Origin of the sequence: Pantoea sp. SJZ147 (assembly GCF_007828605.1) — a bacterium.
GTDB lineage: Bacteria > Pseudomonadota > Gammaproteobacteria > Enterobacterales > Enterobacteriaceae > Pantoea > Pantoea allii.
Genome location: NZ_VIVB01000006.1, coordinates 118,227 through 134,123 on the forward strand (window position 1 = coordinate 118,227; position 15,897 = coordinate 134,123).

17 protein-coding genes and 1 other annotated feature are annotated in these 15,897 nt (G+C 55.6%); of the genes, 14 read left to right on the plus strand and 3 right to left on the minus strand.

The window, feature by feature from the left end; all coding sequences use genetic code 11:
* The first annotated feature begins 178 nt into the window (after nt 1–178).
* Nucleotides 179–946: a DNA-binding transcriptional repressor YgbI gene (gene ygbI / locus FBY13_RS10675; protein ID WP_063880135.1), complete on the plus strand. Its 768-nt coding sequence runs from the start codon at nt 179–181 to the stop codon at nt 944–946.
* A 54-nt stretch (nt 947–1,000) separates the two neighbouring features.
* Here the strand turns inward: ygbI and FBY13_RS10680 are convergent, their stop codons facing one another.
* Nucleotides 1,001–2,359, minus strand: a complete 1,359-nt coding sequence (locus FBY13_RS10680; protein WP_063880136.1) for an APC family permease — start codon at nt 2,357–2,359, stop codon at nt 1,001–1,003.
* Nucleotides 2,360–2,734: 375 nt separating this feature from the next.
* Nucleotides 2,735–4,150 carry a glutamine synthetase family protein gene (locus FBY13_RS10685; protein ID WP_096010784.1) on the minus strand — a complete coding sequence of 472 codons (1,416 nt, stop codon included), beginning with the start codon at nt 4,148–4,150 and terminating at the stop codon, nt 2,735–2,737.
* A 212-nt stretch (nt 4,151–4,362) separates the two neighbouring features.
* Here FBY13_RS10685 and puuD point away from each other — a divergent pair, with 212 nt between their 5' ends.
* Genes puuD through FBY13_RS10700 form a run of 3 tightly spaced genes read left to right on the plus strand, consistent with a single transcriptional unit; the run spans nt 4,363 to nt 6,983 of the window.
* The gene (gene puuD / locus FBY13_RS10690; protein WP_096010785.1) at nt 4,363–5,124 is read left to right on the plus strand and encodes a gamma-glutamyl-gamma-aminobutyrate hydrolase; all 762 of its coding nucleotides are present in this window, start codon (nt 4,363–4,365) and stop codon (nt 5,122–5,124) included.
* Nucleotides 5,121–5,678, plus strand: a complete 558-nt coding sequence (gene puuR / locus FBY13_RS10695) for an HTH-type transcriptional regulator PuuR (protein ID WP_145394119.1) — start codon at nt 5,121–5,123, stop codon at nt 5,676–5,678. The genes puuD and puuR overlap by 4 nt, the downstream gene beginning before the upstream one ends.
* 27 nt (nt 5,679–5,705) lie before the next feature.
* The gene (locus FBY13_RS10700; protein WP_145394120.1) at nt 5,706–6,983 is read left to right on the plus strand and encodes an FAD-binding oxidoreductase; all 1,278 of its coding nucleotides are present in this window, start codon (nt 5,706–5,708) and stop codon (nt 6,981–6,983) included.
* A 44-nt stretch (nt 6,984–7,027) separates the two neighbouring features.
* Here the strand turns inward: FBY13_RS10700 and FBY13_RS10705 are convergent, their stop codons facing one another.
* Nucleotides 7,028–7,855: an SDR family oxidoreductase gene (locus tag FBY13_RS10705; RefSeq protein ID WP_145394121.1), complete on the minus strand. Its 828-nt coding sequence runs from the start codon at nt 7,853–7,855 to the stop codon at nt 7,028–7,030.
* A 178-nt stretch (nt 7,856–8,033) separates the two neighbouring features.
* On the opposite strand from FBY13_RS10705, the gene hisL reads away from it, so the two are divergent.
* The 10 genes from hisL (at nt 8,034) to FBY13_RS10755 (ending at nt 15,836) form a co-directional block, all read left to right on the plus strand.
* A complete protein-coding gene (gene hisL, locus FBY13_RS10710; RefSeq protein WP_100396937.1) occupies nt 8,034–8,081 on the plus strand; it encodes a his operon leader peptide in 48 nt (15 codons plus the stop codon).
* Nucleotides 8,057–8,177, plus strand: a sequence feature (His leader region). It overlaps the preceding gene by 25 nt.
* A gap of 52 nt (nt 8,178–8,229) precedes the next feature.
* Nucleotides 8,230–9,129, plus strand: coding sequence for an ATP phosphoribosyltransferase (gene hisG / locus FBY13_RS10715; RefSeq protein WP_145394122.1), 900 nt, complete (start codon nt 8,230–8,232; stop codon nt 9,127–9,129).
* Between the two features lie 3 nt (nt 9,130–9,132).
* A complete protein-coding gene (gene hisD, locus FBY13_RS10720) occupies nt 9,133–10,440 on the plus strand; it encodes a histidinol dehydrogenase (RefSeq protein ID WP_063880143.1) in 1,308 nt (435 codons plus the stop codon).
* Complete coding sequence (hisC, locus tag FBY13_RS10725) at nt 10,437–11,507, plus strand: histidinol-phosphate transaminase (protein ID WP_109717339.1); 1,071 nt, start codon at nt 10,437–10,439, stop codon at nt 11,505–11,507. The genes hisD and hisC overlap by 4 nt, the downstream gene beginning before the upstream one ends.
* A gap of 2 nt (nt 11,508–11,509) precedes the next feature.
* Nucleotides 11,510–12,577, plus strand: a complete 1,068-nt coding sequence (gene hisB, locus FBY13_RS10730) for a bifunctional histidinol-phosphatase/imidazoleglycerol-phosphate dehydratase HisB (protein ID WP_145394123.1) — start codon at nt 11,510–11,512, stop codon at nt 12,575–12,577.
* Complete coding sequence (hisH, locus tag FBY13_RS10735) at nt 12,577–13,167, plus strand: imidazole glycerol phosphate synthase subunit HisH (RefSeq protein ID WP_063880146.1); 591 nt, start codon at nt 12,577–12,579, stop codon at nt 13,165–13,167. The genes hisB and hisH overlap by 1 nt, the downstream gene beginning before the upstream one ends.
* Entirely contained in the window at nt 13,167–13,904 is a 738-nt protein-coding gene (gene hisA / locus FBY13_RS10740; RefSeq protein WP_145394124.1) for a 1-(5-phosphoribosyl)-5-[(5-phosphoribosylamino)methylideneamino]imidazole-4-carboxamide isomerase, read from the plus strand. Before hisH ends, hisA begins: the two co-directional genes overlap by 1 nt.
* Nucleotides 13,886–14,662, plus strand: coding sequence for an imidazole glycerol phosphate synthase subunit HisF (gene hisF, locus FBY13_RS10745; protein ID WP_063880148.1), 777 nt, complete (start codon nt 13,886–13,888; stop codon nt 14,660–14,662). The genes hisA and hisF overlap by 19 nt, the downstream gene beginning before the upstream one ends.
* On the plus strand, nt 14,656–15,267 hold the full coding sequence (gene hisIE / locus FBY13_RS10750) for a bifunctional phosphoribosyl-AMP cyclohydrolase/phosphoribosyl-ATP diphosphatase HisIE (protein ID WP_096010791.1): 612 nt from the start codon (nt 14,656–14,658) through the stop codon (nt 15,265–15,267). The genes hisF and hisIE overlap by 7 nt, the downstream gene beginning before the upstream one ends.
* Before the next feature lie 89 nt (nt 15,268–15,356).
* Complete coding sequence (locus FBY13_RS10755; protein WP_063881212.1) at nt 15,357–15,836, plus strand: YbaK/prolyl-tRNA synthetase associated domain-containing protein; 480 nt, start codon at nt 15,357–15,359, stop codon at nt 15,834–15,836.
* Nucleotides 15,837–15,897 lie beyond the last annotated feature (61 nt).

A 15,897-nucleotide genomic window follows, 5' to 3' on the forward strand; every position in this document is an offset into this window, starting at 1 on the left:
TCACATAAATTAACGAAAATGGATCGATGTTAAACATTTATTCACACTGGAAATGCGCCGGCCCCGACTGTTCACTGCCTTTAACAGCCGGTTCAGCGGGGGAAACCGCGTTAAAATTTCCGTGTGTCTTCGTGAGCCGATGCTCTACAATGTGAAAAAATGATAAATCGAGGTAGTTATGATCCCCGTTGAGCGTCATCAACAGATCCTGGCTCTGGTGGCAGAGCGCGGCGTCATGAGCATTGCCGAGCTCACGGAGCGGTTTGGCGTGTCACATATGACCATTCGCCGCGATGTGCAAAAGCTGGAAGAGCAAGGCGCGGTGCTGTCGGTGTCGGGTGGCGTGCGTTCCGCTAACCGGCTGGCCAGTGAACCCTCGCATCTGACCAAGACGGCCCTGTTCAATGAGCAGAAGAAGGCGATAGGACGACTGGCGGCCCAGCATATTCCGCGCAACAGCTGTATTTATCTGGATGCCGGCACCACTACGCTGGCACTGGCACGGGAAATCGCCGAGCGGGACGATTTGTTAGTGGTGACCAATGATTTTATGGTGACCAATTTGCTGATGGAGACAAGTCGTTGCCGGGTCATTCATACTGGCGGCACAGTATGTCGCGATAATCGTTCCTGCATTGGCGATGCGGCAGCGCGCAGCCTGCGCCAGTTGGCAATCGATATTGCGTTTGTTTCCACCTCAAGTTGGGGACTGCGTGGATTGTTTACGCCGGACGAAGATAAAGTGGCGGTGAAGCAGGCGGTATGTGACGTCAGCAGCAAACGCGTGCTGCTCAGTGACAGCTCTAAATACGACAAAATCGCCACCTGGCTGGCCTTACCGCTGGAGACGTTCGATGTCATTATTACCGACAGTCAGCTGAATGCGACGGGACGCGAAGCGTTGAGTACGGGGAGCTGGGAATTGGTGATCGCGCGGGAAAACTGAATGGAGGCTGCCCTGCTCTGCTCCCGTCATCGGGAACAGAACAGGGCCAGGGTCTTACACTTCTTCGCTAAACTGCGGAACAGGATTGCGGAAACTGCGGGTCACAAACGCCAGATAAATAATACCAATGGCAGCCCAGATCAGGCCCAGCACCATTGAGCTTTGCTCCAGGTTTACCCACAGCGCACCCACGGTCAGCGCGCCCAGCATCGGCAGAACCAGATACTGGAAGTGATCGTTAAGGGTTTTGTTACGTTTTTCACGTACCCAGTACTGCGCGATCACCGACAGGTTCACGAAGGTAAAGGCCACCAGCGCACCAAAGTTAATCAGCGCGGTGGCGGTGACCAGGTCAAAGTTAATCGCCATCAGCGCCACGGCACCGACCAGAATCACGTTCAGGGACGGCGTGCGCCATTTTGGATGGATATAACCGAAGAAACGCTCCGGGAAGACACCATCACGGCCCATCACATACATCAGACGTGAAACACCCGCGTGTGCCGCCATACCGGAAGCCAGTACCGTGACCACAGAGAAGACCAGGATACCGACCTGCAACGCTTTACCCGCCACGTACAGCATGATTTCAGGCTGTGAGGAGTCCGGCTCTTTAAAGCGCGAGATGTCCGGGAAGTACAGCTGCAGGAAGTAGGACGCCACGATAAACATCAGGCCACCAATCAGCGCGGTCAGGAAAATCGCACGCGGAATGGTGCGTTCTGCATCTTTGGTTTCTTCCGACAGCGAGCTGATGCCGTCAAAGCCCAGGAACGAGAAACACAGAATGGTCGCCCCCGTAATCATCGGCACCACATGGGCGTTCTCCGACCAGAACGGCTTGCTGCTGACCACGGTTCCCGCGCCTTCACCGTGCGCCACACCGTAAATCACCATGGCCGTAATCCCGACCATCACCACAACCTGCAGGATCACAATCACGCTGTTGAAGTTGGCAACGGTTTTGATGCCCTTAAGGTTGGACAGCGTCATAAACCCGACCAACAGCACCACGAAAATCCACGACGGGATACCTGGCACCAGGGTTTCAAAATAGTTTTTTGCCAGCAGGATGTTAATCATCGGCATGAACAAATAGTCCAGCAGCGATGACCAGCCCACCATAAAGCCGACATGCGGACTGATTGCCTTTTGAGCGTAGGTATAAGCGGAGCCCGCAGATGGGAAGCGGCGTACCAGCTTACCGTAACTCACGGCAGTGAACAGAATCGCAATCAGGGCGAAAGCATAAGCGGTGGCAACGTGACCGTCGGTCAAACCCGAGACAATCCCAAAGGTATCAAACAGGGTCATCGGCTGCATGTAGGCTAAGCCCATCATGACAACCGGCAGTAACGTCAGCGTTTTTTTCAGTTGAGCACGTTGTGGTGCAGCAGAGGTATTAAGCGACATGCTTCAGTCCTCCTTGCGCAGCAACCTGACTGGGTTGACTCACAAGGATACTGCGCATTAAGCGACAGGGAGTAAGGTTTGCGGCAAGCGCGGCGCCGTAGTCGTCACGAAAACGTGTACCAGCCTGAGCCGGTAGAGTATTAAACATCCCCATCTTTACATCCTCTATCTCACGCCAATGCGTGTTTTCAGTGTTTATCTATCCGGGTACGCGCCCGGCCTCGGTTGTGTCAGCGAAAATTCACTCTGTGATAACGTGCAAAAAAATAACCGGCGCGGTGAGCGTCGGTTATGTTCTGAATTTGCAGGGGGCGTATTTTGCCCCAACCCAACGCATTATTTCAAGACGTTGTCGCATAGAATGCAAAATATTAATCAGGCGTTCTTTAACATCCAATCAATTTCCGTGGAAGTGATTAACCTTTCGAACTGCATTAGTTCATAATTTTTACAGCTAAACCACACTTTGGCAAACTTCTCACCCAGTAACTTTTGTAAAGGGTTGCTGTTTTCAAATTCATAAAGGGCATCACTTTGCCGTATCGGTAATGCCAGCCCTTCCGCCTCATGACCGTTACCTTTTACCGGCTGCGGTAAGGAGAGCGGCGTATCAAGACCGTGCAACATCCCGGCTAAAATCGCTGACATCACCAGATACGGATTCGCATCCGCCCCGGCAACCCGATACTCAATACGACGACTTTCTATATCGCCACAGGGGATGCGCAGCGCAACCGTGCGGTTGTTATGGCCCCAGGATGCCTGTAACGGCACATAGGCTTCCGGTACAAAACGGCGGTAGGCATTCACGTTTGGTGCCAGTAGCGCCATGGAAGCCGGCATTAAATCAATCATGCCGGCCAGGGTGCGCTTCAGCAGCGGTGAGTCGCTGCCGTCGTCGCAGGCAAAGGCATTATGGTCGGCCGCATCCAGCATACTGATATGCACGTGCATGCCACTGCCTGCATAGTCCTCATAGGGCTTCGCCATGAAGGTCGCCGTCATGCCGTGATTTTCAGCCACCTGACGAATGAGGCGCTTAAGCTGAATGGCGTGGTCGCAGGCGCTCAGTACGTCCCGTGTATGGTGCAGGTTGATTTCAAACTGCCCAGGCGAGGCTTCTGCCAGCGCGCCGTCGGCTGGAATCCCCTGCAGGCGGGCCAGCGTGTCGATATCCCGTAGTACATCGGAGAAGTGATCAAGGTTGTCCAGAGAATAGACCTGGCTCTGCATATTGCGCTCGTCGCTGCCCGGTGCACAGGGCGGCTGAATAAAGCCTTCGGCATCGCGTTTTTTATCGACCAGATAGAACTCCAGCTCTACCGCTACCACCGGAAAAAGCCCTCGGTTACGCAGCTGTTGCCACAGCCGGTTCAGGACATTTCGGGGTTCAACGTCAAAGGGAGTGCCATCTTGGTTGCACATGGTTAACAGCAGTTGTGCAATGTGTTGCGGATCGGCGGCAGAGGGAACGAGCGTATCCGGAATGGGGAGGCAAAGATTATCGGGCTCGCCGAGAGACTGTCCCAGCCCGGCGTCTTCAACGGTGTTGCCAAGAATATCCATGGCAAACACAGAAGCGGGGAAGTAGCAGCCTTTCTCCAGCTTCGCTAACGCGGAAACCGGGATGCGCTTACCACGAAAAACACCATTTAAATCATTCAGTAAAATATCAACGTACTGCGTTTCAGGGTGGCGCTCCAGCCAGTTTTTCACCTCTTGCTGGAACGCGCTGGTTCGTCTCTCTTCACTGTGCAACGTGAAGTCTTCTACTTCTACCAGGTTAGTCATGATTTCATCCGCCTTTAACCACAAAATGGGAGTGCGTAATGCTCAAAAAAACGGCCACACCTCTAACATAGCGCTAACACAAAAAGTGTGCAAATGTAACAAATCTGTTTGAAGATTCAGCGATGGGTTGCTAGATTGACAAAATATTGCACACTTAACCGTCAGTTATGCCCTTTTCGTCAAATATTTTGAACAGCTGTTGAGGGGGAAGCATGGGCATTATTTTTGACAAGCCGTTGATTGGCGTAGTGATGTGCCAGACTCATCATCAGGGCCATCCTGTCCAGTCGGTGCATAATAAATATCTTGATGCCGTCGTTATCGCCGGTGGCGCGCCGCTCGCTCTGCCTCATCAGCTTATGGCTGCCCCGCATCTATTAGAAAACGCTATGGCTGCACTGGACGGCATCTTACTGACCGGCAGCCCAAGCAACCTTGAACCCTGGCTGTATGGTGAAGAAGGCGAGGAACCGGACGCAGATGCAGGACGGGATCGTCTGGCCTTTAACCTGATTACGCACGCCGTGGGCAAACAGCTGCCGTTATTTGGCATTTGCCGCGGCATGCAGGAGCTGGTGGTGGCTAACGGCGGTGCACTTTATCGTCACCTTAATCAGCATCCCCAGTTTCAGCGCCATCACGATGATGATGCCGCCCCGCTCCCCCAGCAGTACGCACCCGCTCACGACGTCAATATTGAACCCGGCGGATTACTGGCCGCGCTGCTGGGTACTGCGCCGTTAAGCGTAAACTCGGTGCATCATCAAGGCATTCGTGAAGCCGGGCCTCAGCTGCGCATTGAAGCCCGATCGCCGGACGGACTGATTGAGGCCATAAGCCTGGCCAGACATCCTTTCGCGCTGGCCGTGCAGTGGCATCCAGAGTGGCAGTTGAAACCCGCGACGCCTTCCTTTCAGCTGTTTAACGGCTTTATTCAGGCCGCGCATCTCTACAAACGGGAAAAGCAACAATGAGCGATGCGACCCAGGCTCCCGGGCGACGCCTGTCGCAGATTCGCCAGGCGATGGGCTTATCCCAACGGCGCGTTGCTGAACTGGCTGGTCTTACCCACAGCGCGATCAGCACCATTGAACAGGACAAGGTCAGCCCGGCGGTCAGTACGCTGCAAAAGCTGTTAAAAGTCTATGGCCTGTCGCTGTCGGAGTTTTTCTCTGAGCCGAAGGGGCAGGATGGGCCAAAAGTGGTAGTGCGCGCCGGGGATCTGCTGGAGATCGGCAGCCAGGGCGTTTCACTGAAGCTGATTGATAACGGCACCACCCGGCGAGCCCTGGGCATGCTGCTGGAGACGTATCAACCCGATGCCAGTACCGGGGAAAAGTTACGTCACGCGGGTGAAGAAACCGGCACGCTGCTGGAAGGTCAGATTGTACTGGAGATAAACGGTCAGCAATTTCACCTCTCTGCCGGTGAGAGTTATGTCATCGATACGGGCCTGCCACACAGTTTTACCAACCCTGCCGATGTGCCTTGTCGCATCGTCAGCGCCCATACGCCCGCTAATTTTTAACCCGGGTCGACAGCCAAGGAGCTTAGTATGAATTATGTGGAAAATTACTACACTGCGACAAGGAATCCACATGCGCCCTGGCCGGTATTACAGGAGAGCGTTCAGTGTGACGTTTGCATCATTGGCGCGGGGTTTACCGGATTATCCGCCGGGCTGTTTTTAACCGAGGCCGGCTACGATGTGGTCCTGCTTGAAGCGTCACGGGTCGGCTTTGGTGCCAGCGGCCGTAACGGCGGCCAGGCGGTCAACTCTTACAGCCGTGATGTGGATGTGATTGAGCAACGTTACGGCAAAGATACCGCGAAAATGCTGGGCAGCATGATGTTTGAAGGCGGTGATATCATCCGTGACCGCATCGATCGTTACGCGATTACCTGCGACTATCGGCCTGGCGGGATTTTTGCTGCCTTTAATGCCCGTCAGATGGCGCACCTGGCCAGGCAAAAAGCAGCATGGGCGCGCTATGGTAATCATGAGCTTGAACTGCTGGATGAACGTGGGATTCGGCGCGAAGTGGCAAGTGAACGCTATGTCGGCGGTTTGCTCGATAAACGTGGGGCACATTTGCATCCCCTCAACCTGGCACTGGGCGAAGCCGAAGCGATTCGCCGTCACGGCGGGCGCATTTATGAGCAGTCCGCCGCGTTAAGCGTCAACTATGGCTCACCTAATCGGGTGAAAACCACTCAGGGGGAAGTCAGCGCCACCTTCCTGATTTTTGCGGGTAATGCCTATTTACCTTCCGAACTGGAGCCGCGCCTGAGCCGAAAAAGTATGCCCTGCGGCTCGCAGATTATTGCCACCGAACCGCTGTCCCGCGATCAGGCCCTGGCGCTGTTACCCAATAATTATTCGGTAGAGGACTGTAATTATCTGCTGGATTACTTTCGCCTGAGCGCTGACAACCGCCTGCTCTACGGCGGCGGGGTGATTTACGGCGCGCGGGAACCCGCCGACGTAGAGAAAATAATCCGCCCTAAGATGCTGCGCACCTTTCCGCAGTTACATAACGTGAAACTCGATTTCGCCTGGAGCGGCAATTTTCTGCTGACGATGTCACGTATGCCGCAGTTTGGTCGGCTGGAAAACAATGTCTATTTTATGCAGGGCGACAGCGGTCATGGCGTCACCGCAACCCATCTTTCCGGCAAACTGATCAGCGAAGTGCTGCGTGGCGATGCGGAACGCTTTGACGCTTTCGCCAGACTGCCTCATCTGCCCTTCCCTGGCGGACGGCGGTTTAAAGTGCCGCTGACGGCAATGGGCGCAGCCTGGTATGCGCTGCGCGACAGGCTCGGCGTCTGACAGCCGGTTTCTACATTCCTTGCCCGGCGAGGGGAAAACCGGGCTTATTCCAGAGGCATTTTTTGCGGATCATCGTAGCGGTACTCAAAACCCAGCTCGTGACAAATCCGCGAACCGTCTATTAGCTTACCGCTGTCGTCACCGGCTTCAGGCGCAAAGGTCGGTGGCGTCATGCCCAACTGGCGTGAGACGCCGGGGTAGAACTGCGCACGAGACGGATGTTTCAGAGAGCACAGGTTGAACGTGCGCCCGCCTTTAGGCGTTTGTAACAGCAACAGGATGGCCTCAACCACATCATCAAGGTGAACCAAATTGACACCATGTGAACCGTTGGGCAGCGCCAGCTTACCGGACAGGAAACGTCCCGGATGACGCTTTGGCCCCACCAGCCCTGCCAGACGCAGGATATCCACGCTGGTGCCAGGTAAATCATGCAGCCAGTTTTCCAGCTCCACCAGCGTTTTGCCCGCTGTGGTTTCCGGTTGCAGGGCGCTTTTTTCGGTTTTGATGCCTGAGCTGCCGCCATAGACGGACGTCGAGCTGGTAAAGATAATACGCGGTACGTTACGGGCCAGCGCCGTGTCTATCACGTTTTGCACCGCCTGTACGTAAGCGTCCCCGCCCTCTGCCGTGCGGCTGGCGGGCAAGGTGACGACCAGCGCGTCAACGTCGAACAGCACGTCCAGATCTTCAGCATCGCAGATAAGGTCGGGCGTCAGTTCCAGTTGAAACGCGTCGATACCGCAGCGACGGGCCGCCTCAACGCCATCCGGCGTGGTTTTACTGCCGGTGACCTGCCAGCCTCTGGCGGTTAACGCCGTAGCTAACGGCATGCCCAGCCAGCCCAGTCCTACTATTGCGACCTTTTTCATTTTGTCTCCTGCTGCAGACTTCAAGATGTTCTCATCTTAAGCCTCCGCTGAGTTGCAAACCAGTTCAAAGTGTTTCGGCGCTTTGCGAATAACAACATTAAAAAAGAGTTGCCAATTTCAACTATCTTCGTTAGGTTAATTCCACACAAATGAATAACTTTTCATTATCGAGAATTTTATGACACGCGTTCAGTTCAACCATCATCACCACCATCACCCTGACTAGTCTTTCAGGCGATGTGTGCTGGAAGACGTCTAGGATCTTCCAGTGGTGCGAACGCAAGAGAACCCCCGGAAGATCGTCTTCCGGGGGTTTTTTTATGGGCTGACGCAAATCAATCATTCAGGACAGGTCAATCAAGGGGACAGGAACGATGTTAGACAATAGCCGTTTACGCATAGCTATGCAGAAATCAGGTCGATTAAGCGATGATTCACGCGAGCTGCTGGCACGCTGTGGTATCAAAATTAATCTTCAGCAACAGCGTCTGATCGCCTTTGCGGAAAATATGCCTATTGATATCCTGCGGGTGCGCGATGACGATATTCCGGGACTGGTAATGGACGGCGTAGTGGATCTGGGCATTATCGGCGAGAACGTGCTGGAAGAAGAGATGCTGAACCGCCGCGCGCAGGGCGAAGACCCGCGTTATTTCACGCTGCGTCGCCTGGATTTTGGCGGTTGCCGCCTGTCACTGGCCATGCCGGTTGACGACGCGTACAGCGGCCCGCAGGGCCTGAACAATGCCCGTATCGCCACCTCCTATCCTCACCTGTTAAAACAGTATCTCGACAAGCAAGGCGTCAGCTTTAAATCCTGTTTATTAAACGGCTCGGTAGAAGTGGCACCGCGTGCCGGTCTGGCCGACGCGATCTGCGACCTGGTCTCCACCGGCGCGACGCTGGAAGCGAACGGCCTGCGCGAAGTCGAAGTCATTTATCGCTCAAAAGCCGTGCTGATTCAGCGCGACGGCGAGATGCCAGCCGCCAAGCAGGAGCTGATCGATAAAATGATGACCCGCATTCAGGGCGTGATCAAAGCGCGTGAATCGAAATACATCATGTTACATGCGCCAAGCGAGCGTCTGGAAGACGTGATCAGCCTGTTGCCGGGTGCCGAACGCCCGACGGTCCTGCCGCTGGCGGGCGATGTCAGTCGCGTGGCGATGCACATGGTGAGCAGCGAGACGCTGTTCTGGGAAACCATGGAAAAACTCAAAGCGCTGGGTGCCAGTTCTATTCTGGTGTTGCCAATCGAAAAAATGCTGGAGTAAGCGATGAGCAAAATCATGACGCCCGTGAACTGGCAAGCGTGCAGCCGCGAGGAGCAACAGGCGCTGCTGGCGCGCCCCGCGCTCTCCTCATCTGACAGCATCAGTCAGATTGTGCGCGATGTGTTGGTCAGGGTGAAAGACGAGGGTGACGCGGCGTTACGTGAATTCAGCGCGCGCTTTGACAAGGTCGACGTAAAAACGCTGCGCGTCACACCGCAGCAGATTCAGGCCGCCAGCGATCGTCTTGGTGACGAACTGAAGCAGGCGATGGCAGTAGCCATTGGCAATATTGAAACCTTTCACCGTGCGCAGATCTTACCGCCGGTGGATGTGGAAACGCAGCCCGGCGTGCGCTGTCAGCAAATGACGCGCCCGGTACAATCCGTCGGTTTGTATATTCCTGGCGGTTCTGCCCCGCTGTTCTCTACCGTCTTGATGTTAGCGACGCCTGCACGCATTGCCGGTTGCGGTCGCGTCGTGCTGTGTTCGCCTCCGCCCATTGCGGATGAAATTCTCTACGCAGCGCAGCTCTGCGGGGTGGAAGAGGTGTTTCAGGTCGGTGGTTCACAGGCGATTGCCGCCCTGGCCTTTGGCACGGAAAGCATTCCTAAGGTGGACAAAATTTTCGGCCCGGGCAATGCCTGGGTGACCGAGGCCAAACGTCAGGTGAGCCAGCGTCTTGATGGCGCGGCGATTGATATGCCCGCCGGTCCGTCGGAAGTGCTGGTGATTGCCGATGAAGGTGCGACGCCGGCTTTCGTTGCCTCTGACCTGCTGTCACAGGCGGAACACGGCCCCGATTCGCAGGTGATTCTGCTGACGCCTTCCCAGGCGCTGGCTGAGCGCGTCGCTGACGCGGTTGAAGAACAGCTGGCCCAGTTGCCGCGCGCCGCGACTGCCCGGCAGGCGCTGGAAAGCAGCCGTCTGATCGTGGCCCAGGATATGCAACAGTGCCTCGACATTTCCAACCGATATGGCCCGGAGCATCTGATTCTGCAAACCCGCGCGCCACGGGACCTGGTCGAACACATCACCAGCGCCGGTTCGGTTTTTCTGGGAGACTGGTCGCCGGAATCAGCGGGTGACTATGCATCCGGTACCAACCACGTGCTGCCCACCTATGGCTACACCGCGACCTGCTCCAGCCTGGGCCTGGCCGACTTTCAGAAACGCATGACCGTGCAGGAACTGACACCGCAGGGCTTCCTGAACCTGGCGGCGACCATCGAAACCCTGGCGGCGGCTGAACAGCTGCATGCCCATAAAAATGCCGTTACGTTGCGCGTTGCCGCACTCAAGGAGCAAGCATGAGTCAGGATATTGAACAGCTGGCACGGGCTAACGTGCGGGCACTGACGCCCTATCAGTCCGCCCGTCGTCTGGGCGGCAATGGTGATGTCTGGCTGAACGCTAACGAGTTCCCGCTGCCGGTGCCCTTTGAGCTGTCGCAGCAAACCCTGAATCGCTATCCGGAATGCCAGCCGAAACAGGTGATCACGCGTTATGCGGCCTATGCCGGTCTCACGCCAGAGCAGGTGCTGGTCAGCCGTGGTGCAGATGAAGGCATTGAACTGCTGATGCGTGCATTTTGTGAGCCGGGGAAAGATGCCATTCTTTTCTGCCCACCGACCTATGGCATGTACAGCGTCAGTGCCGAAACCATCGGCATTGAATACCGTACCGTTCCGGCGCTGAAAGACTGGCAGTTGAACCTGCCCGCGATTGCCGAGCAGCTCGACGGTGTGAAAGTGGTCTACATGTGCAGCCCAAATAACCCCACCGGTAATTTGATCGACCAGGACGATATCCGTCAGTTGCTGGCGATGACCGCCGGAAAAGCGCTGGTCGTCGCGGACGAAGCCTATATTGAGTTTTGCCCCCAGGCGACGCTCGCGGGCTGGTTAAAGGATTATCCGCACCTGGTGATTCTGCGTACCTTATCGAAAGCTTTTGCGCTGGCTGGCCTGCGCTGTGGCTTTACCCTGGCGAATAAGCCGGTCATCGATTTGCTCATGAAAGTGATTGCGCCCTATCCGCTTGCCACACCGGTCGCCGACGTCGCGGGCCAGGCCCTGAGCGAAGAAGGCGTTGCCCTGATGCGCCAGCACGTGGAAGAGCTGAATGCCAATCGCCGCTGGCTGTTTGAGCAGTTACCACAGATTCGCGCCGTAGAGCAGGTTTTTCCCAGCGAAACCAACTATATTTTGGTGCGCTTTACTGACTCGCCGCGGGTCTTTAAAACCTTGTGGGATCAGGGCATTATTTTGCGTGACCAAAACAAGAATCCCGGCCTTGCAGGCTGCCTGCGTATCTCTGTGGGAACCCGAACAGAGTGCGAACGCCTGATCGCCGCGCTGCAAGCCTTATCTCTGGAGTAAGCATGAGTCAGAAGACCCTTTTTATTGACCGCGATGGCACGATTATCTCTGAACCTCCGCAGGATTTTCAGGTGGATCGCATGGATAAGCTGGCATTTGAGCCGGATGTGGTGCCCGCGCTGCTGGCGCTTCAGGACGCAGGCTATCAGCTGGTGATGATCACCAATCAGGACGGTCTGGGCACGGACAGTTTTCCTCAGGCCGATTTTGATGGCCCGCACAATCTGATGATGCAGATCCTGAACTCGCAGGGCATTCGCTTTAGCGACATTTTGATCTGCCCACATAAGCCAGACGATCACTGCGACTGCCGCAAGCCAAAAACCAAAATGGTGGAAGCCTGGCTGGCAGAGGGCGCACTCGACATCGCGCAAAGCTATGTGATTGGCGATCGTCAGACCGATATTCAGTTGGCCGAGAACATGGGCATTCAGGGCATTCGCTACGGCACAGAAGGTCAGGACTGGAAAGCCATTCAGCAACAGCTGACACAACGCGATCGCTATGCACTGGTACAGCGCAACACCAAAGAAACCCAGGTGCGCGTCGAGGTCTGGCTGGACCGTGAAGACGGTAGCAAAATCAATACCGGTGTGGGGTTCTTTGACCACATGCTGGATCAGATTGCCGTACACGGCGGCTTTCGCATGAACATCGAAGTGAAAGGCGATCTGTACATCGACGATCACCACACGGTTGAAGATACCGGCCTGGCACTGGGTGAAGCACTGCTGAAAGCCCTGGGCGATAAGCGCGGCATTGGTCGGTTTGGCTTTGTGCTGCCAATGGACGAATGCCTGGCGCGCTGCGCGCTGGATATTTCCGGTCGTCCGCATATCGAATTCAAAGCGGAATTCAGCTACCAGCGCGTGGGCGATCTCAGCACGGAGATGGTGGAACACTTCTTCCGTTCGCTGTCCTACGCCATGATGAGCACCCTGCACCTGAAGACGAAAGGTAAAAACGACCACCACCGTGTGGAAAGCTTGTTCAAAGCCTTTGGCCGTACGCTGCGTCAGGCCATTCGCGTTGAGGGAAATACCCTGCCGAGCTCGAAAGGAGTGCTCTAATGAACGTGGTGATCCTGGATACGGGCTGTGCCAACCTGTCATCGGTAAAGTGGGCCGTTGAACGTCTGGGCTACGCACCAGAGGTCAGCCGCCATCCTGACGTGGTGCTGCGCGCCGATAAGCTGTTTCTGCCGGGCGTAGGCACGGCGCAGGCCGCCATGAATCAGTTAGAAGAGCGCGAGCTTATTGAGCTGGTCAAAGCCTGTACGCAACCGGTATTAGGTATTTGTCTGGGGATGCAACTGCTGGGCAGCCACAGCGAAGAGAACGGCGGCGTGCCGACGCTGGGCATTATCGACCAGCCGGTTTCGCTGATGGATACTCAGGGATTGCCGCTGCCGCACATGGGCTGGAACCAGATTACCTCGCAGGCCGGAAATCATCTGTTTCGCGGCATCGATGAAGGCAGCTATTTCTACTTCGTCCACAGCTATGCCATGCCGGTAAACGCCAGCACCATTGCCCAGTGTCACTATGGTCAGGCCTTTACCGCCGCAGTGCAGAAAGATAATTTCTTTGGCGTGCAGTTCCACCCGGAACGCTCTGGCAAAGTGGGCGCACAGTTGCTGAAAAACTTCCTGGAGATGTAATGATTATCCCCGCATTAGATTTAATCGATGGCAAGGTCGTGCGCCTGCATCAGGGTGATTATGCGCAACAGCGTGATTACGGCAGCGATCCCCTGCCCCGGTTGCAGGACTACGCAGGCCAGGGCGCAACGGTATTGCACCTTGTTGACCTGACCGGTGCCAAAGACCCGGCTAAACGCCAGATTGCCTTACTGAAAAACCTGCTCAACGGCGTAAATGCGATCGTGCAGGTTGGCGGCGGTATTCGCACCCGGGATGACGTAAAAGCGTTGCTGGATGCGGGCGCCAGCCGGGTCGTTGTCGGTTCAACCGCCGTTAAACAGCCCGAGGACGTCAAAGCCTGGTTTCAGGAATTTGGCCCCGAGGCCATCGTGCTGGCGCTGGACGTCCGTATTGATGCGGCGAACCGTAAAGACATCGCCATCAGCGGCTGGCAGGAAGCGGCCGGTCTGACGCTGGAAGAGGTGATCGAACAGTTTCAGCCCGTTGGCCTCAGGCATGTCCTCTGCACGGATATTTCCCGCGACGGTACGCTCAGCGGCTCGAATGTGGAACTGTATAAAGAAGTGACCGCGCGCTTTCCGCAGATTGCGTTTCAGTCGTCGGGCGGTATTGGTGAACTCAGTGATATTGCCGCCTTACGCGGCAGTGGCGTTCAGGGCGTGATTGTCGGGCGTGCGCTGCTGGAAGGTAAATTTACGGTTTCGGAGGCAATAGCATGCTGGCAAAACGGATAATTCCCTGTCTTGATGTGCGTGACGGTCAGGTGGTGAAAGGCGTTCAGTTTCGTAATCACGAAATTATCGGTGATATCGTGCCGCTGGCCCAGCGCTATGCGGAAGAAGGGGCCGACGAACTGGTATTTTATGATATCACCGCCTCATCGGATGACCGTGTAGTGGATAAAAGCTGGGTTTCGCGCGTCGCTGAGGTTATCGATATTCCTTTCTGCGTGGCGGGCGGGATTAAAACCCCGGAAGATGCAGCCCGGATTCTGGAGTTTGGTGCGGATAAAATCTCCATCAACTCCCCTGCCCTGGCCGATCCTTCCTTGATCACCCGGCTGGCCGACCGCTTTGGCGTGCAGTGCATCGTAGTGGGCATTGATACCTGGTTCGATGATGCCAGCGGCAAATATCATGTTAATCAGTACACGGGCGATGAATCCCGGACGCGCGTTACCCAATGGGAAACGCGCGACTGGGTGCAGGAAGTGCAGAAGCTTGGCGCAGGTGAGATTGTGCTGAACATGATGAACCAGGACGGCGTGCGCAATGGCTATGACCTGGTACAGCTAAAGACAATGCGTGAAGTGTGCAAGGTCCCGCTTATCGCCTCCGGTGGCGCAGGTACCATGGCCCACTTCCTTGAGGCCTTTGAACAGGCCAACGTTGACGGTGCCCTTGCGGCATCGGTGTTTCACAAACAGATTATTAATATCGGCGAGCTGAAACGCTTTCTGATCGACAACGGTGTGGAGATTCGCGCGTGTTAACTGAACAACAGTTGTCCCGGTTAGACTGGGAAAAGACCCAAGGCATGATGCCCGTTATCGTCCAGCACAGCGTATCTGGCGAAGTTCTGATGCACGGTTATATGAACCAGGATGCGCTGAAGAAAACTCTGCAGGACGGTAACGTGACGTTTTTTTCACGCACCAAAAACCGGCTGTGGACCAAAGGTGAAACCTCTGGTCACTTTTTGCAGGTCGTCAGCATTACGCCGGACTGTGACAACGACACGTTGCTGGTGCTGGCGAACCCGATTGGCCCAACCTGTCATCTTGGCACGTCCAGTTGCTTCTCGCCTGCAGCCCCTGACTGGACGTTCCTCTATCAGCTGGAACAACTGCTGGCGTCACGCAAAAGCGCCGATCCGGACAGCTCTTACACCGCGAAACTCTATGCCAGTGGCACCAAGCGCATCGCGCAGAAAGTCGGTGAAGAAGGCGTGGAAACCGCACTGGCGGCGACGGTGAACGATCGTGAAGAGCTGACCAATGAAGCCTCGGATCTGATCTATCACCTGCTGGTACTCCTGCAGGACCAGGCGTTAGACTTCAGCACGATTATCAGTAATCTGCGCGCCCGTCATAAGTAGATTGTCCTCTCTGCTGCTCCTCCGTTAGGGCGGACAGCAGCGTTACAAAAAGGCGCGGTGGCGCCTTTTTTATTAAAACGGAAAAGCCGATGCTCAGTACCCATGAAAAATTGATCGCGCTGCTCGATCAACATCAGGCACGTTACCGGCTGGTCGCCCATCAGCCCAGCGGCAAATGTGAAGCCGTCGCACAACTCCGCGGCACCGATGTCGGTCAGGGTGCAAAGGCGCTGGTGTGCCATGTCAAAGGCAATGGGGTTAAACAGCATGTGCTGGCGGTGTTGCCGGCCGACCAGCAGGCGGACCTGTCCAAAGTGGCTGCGGCAGTGGGTGGACGCCGAGCCTCACTCGCCTCACCGGCGGAAGTGGACAGTCTTACCGGCTGTGTATTTGGTGCTATTCCGCCATTCAGCTTTCATCCCGATTTACTGCTGATTGTCGATCCGCTGCTGTTTGAACGTTACGATGAGATTGCGTTTAATGCGGGCGTGCTGGACCACTCCGTCATCCTGAACACCCAGGATTACCGTGCACTTTGTGGGGCTAACACTGTGAAAATCATCCTCTAATTGCCATCATCCCGGTCGAAAGGTACTCTGCGTAATACAACATTACGACAACAGAAGATCT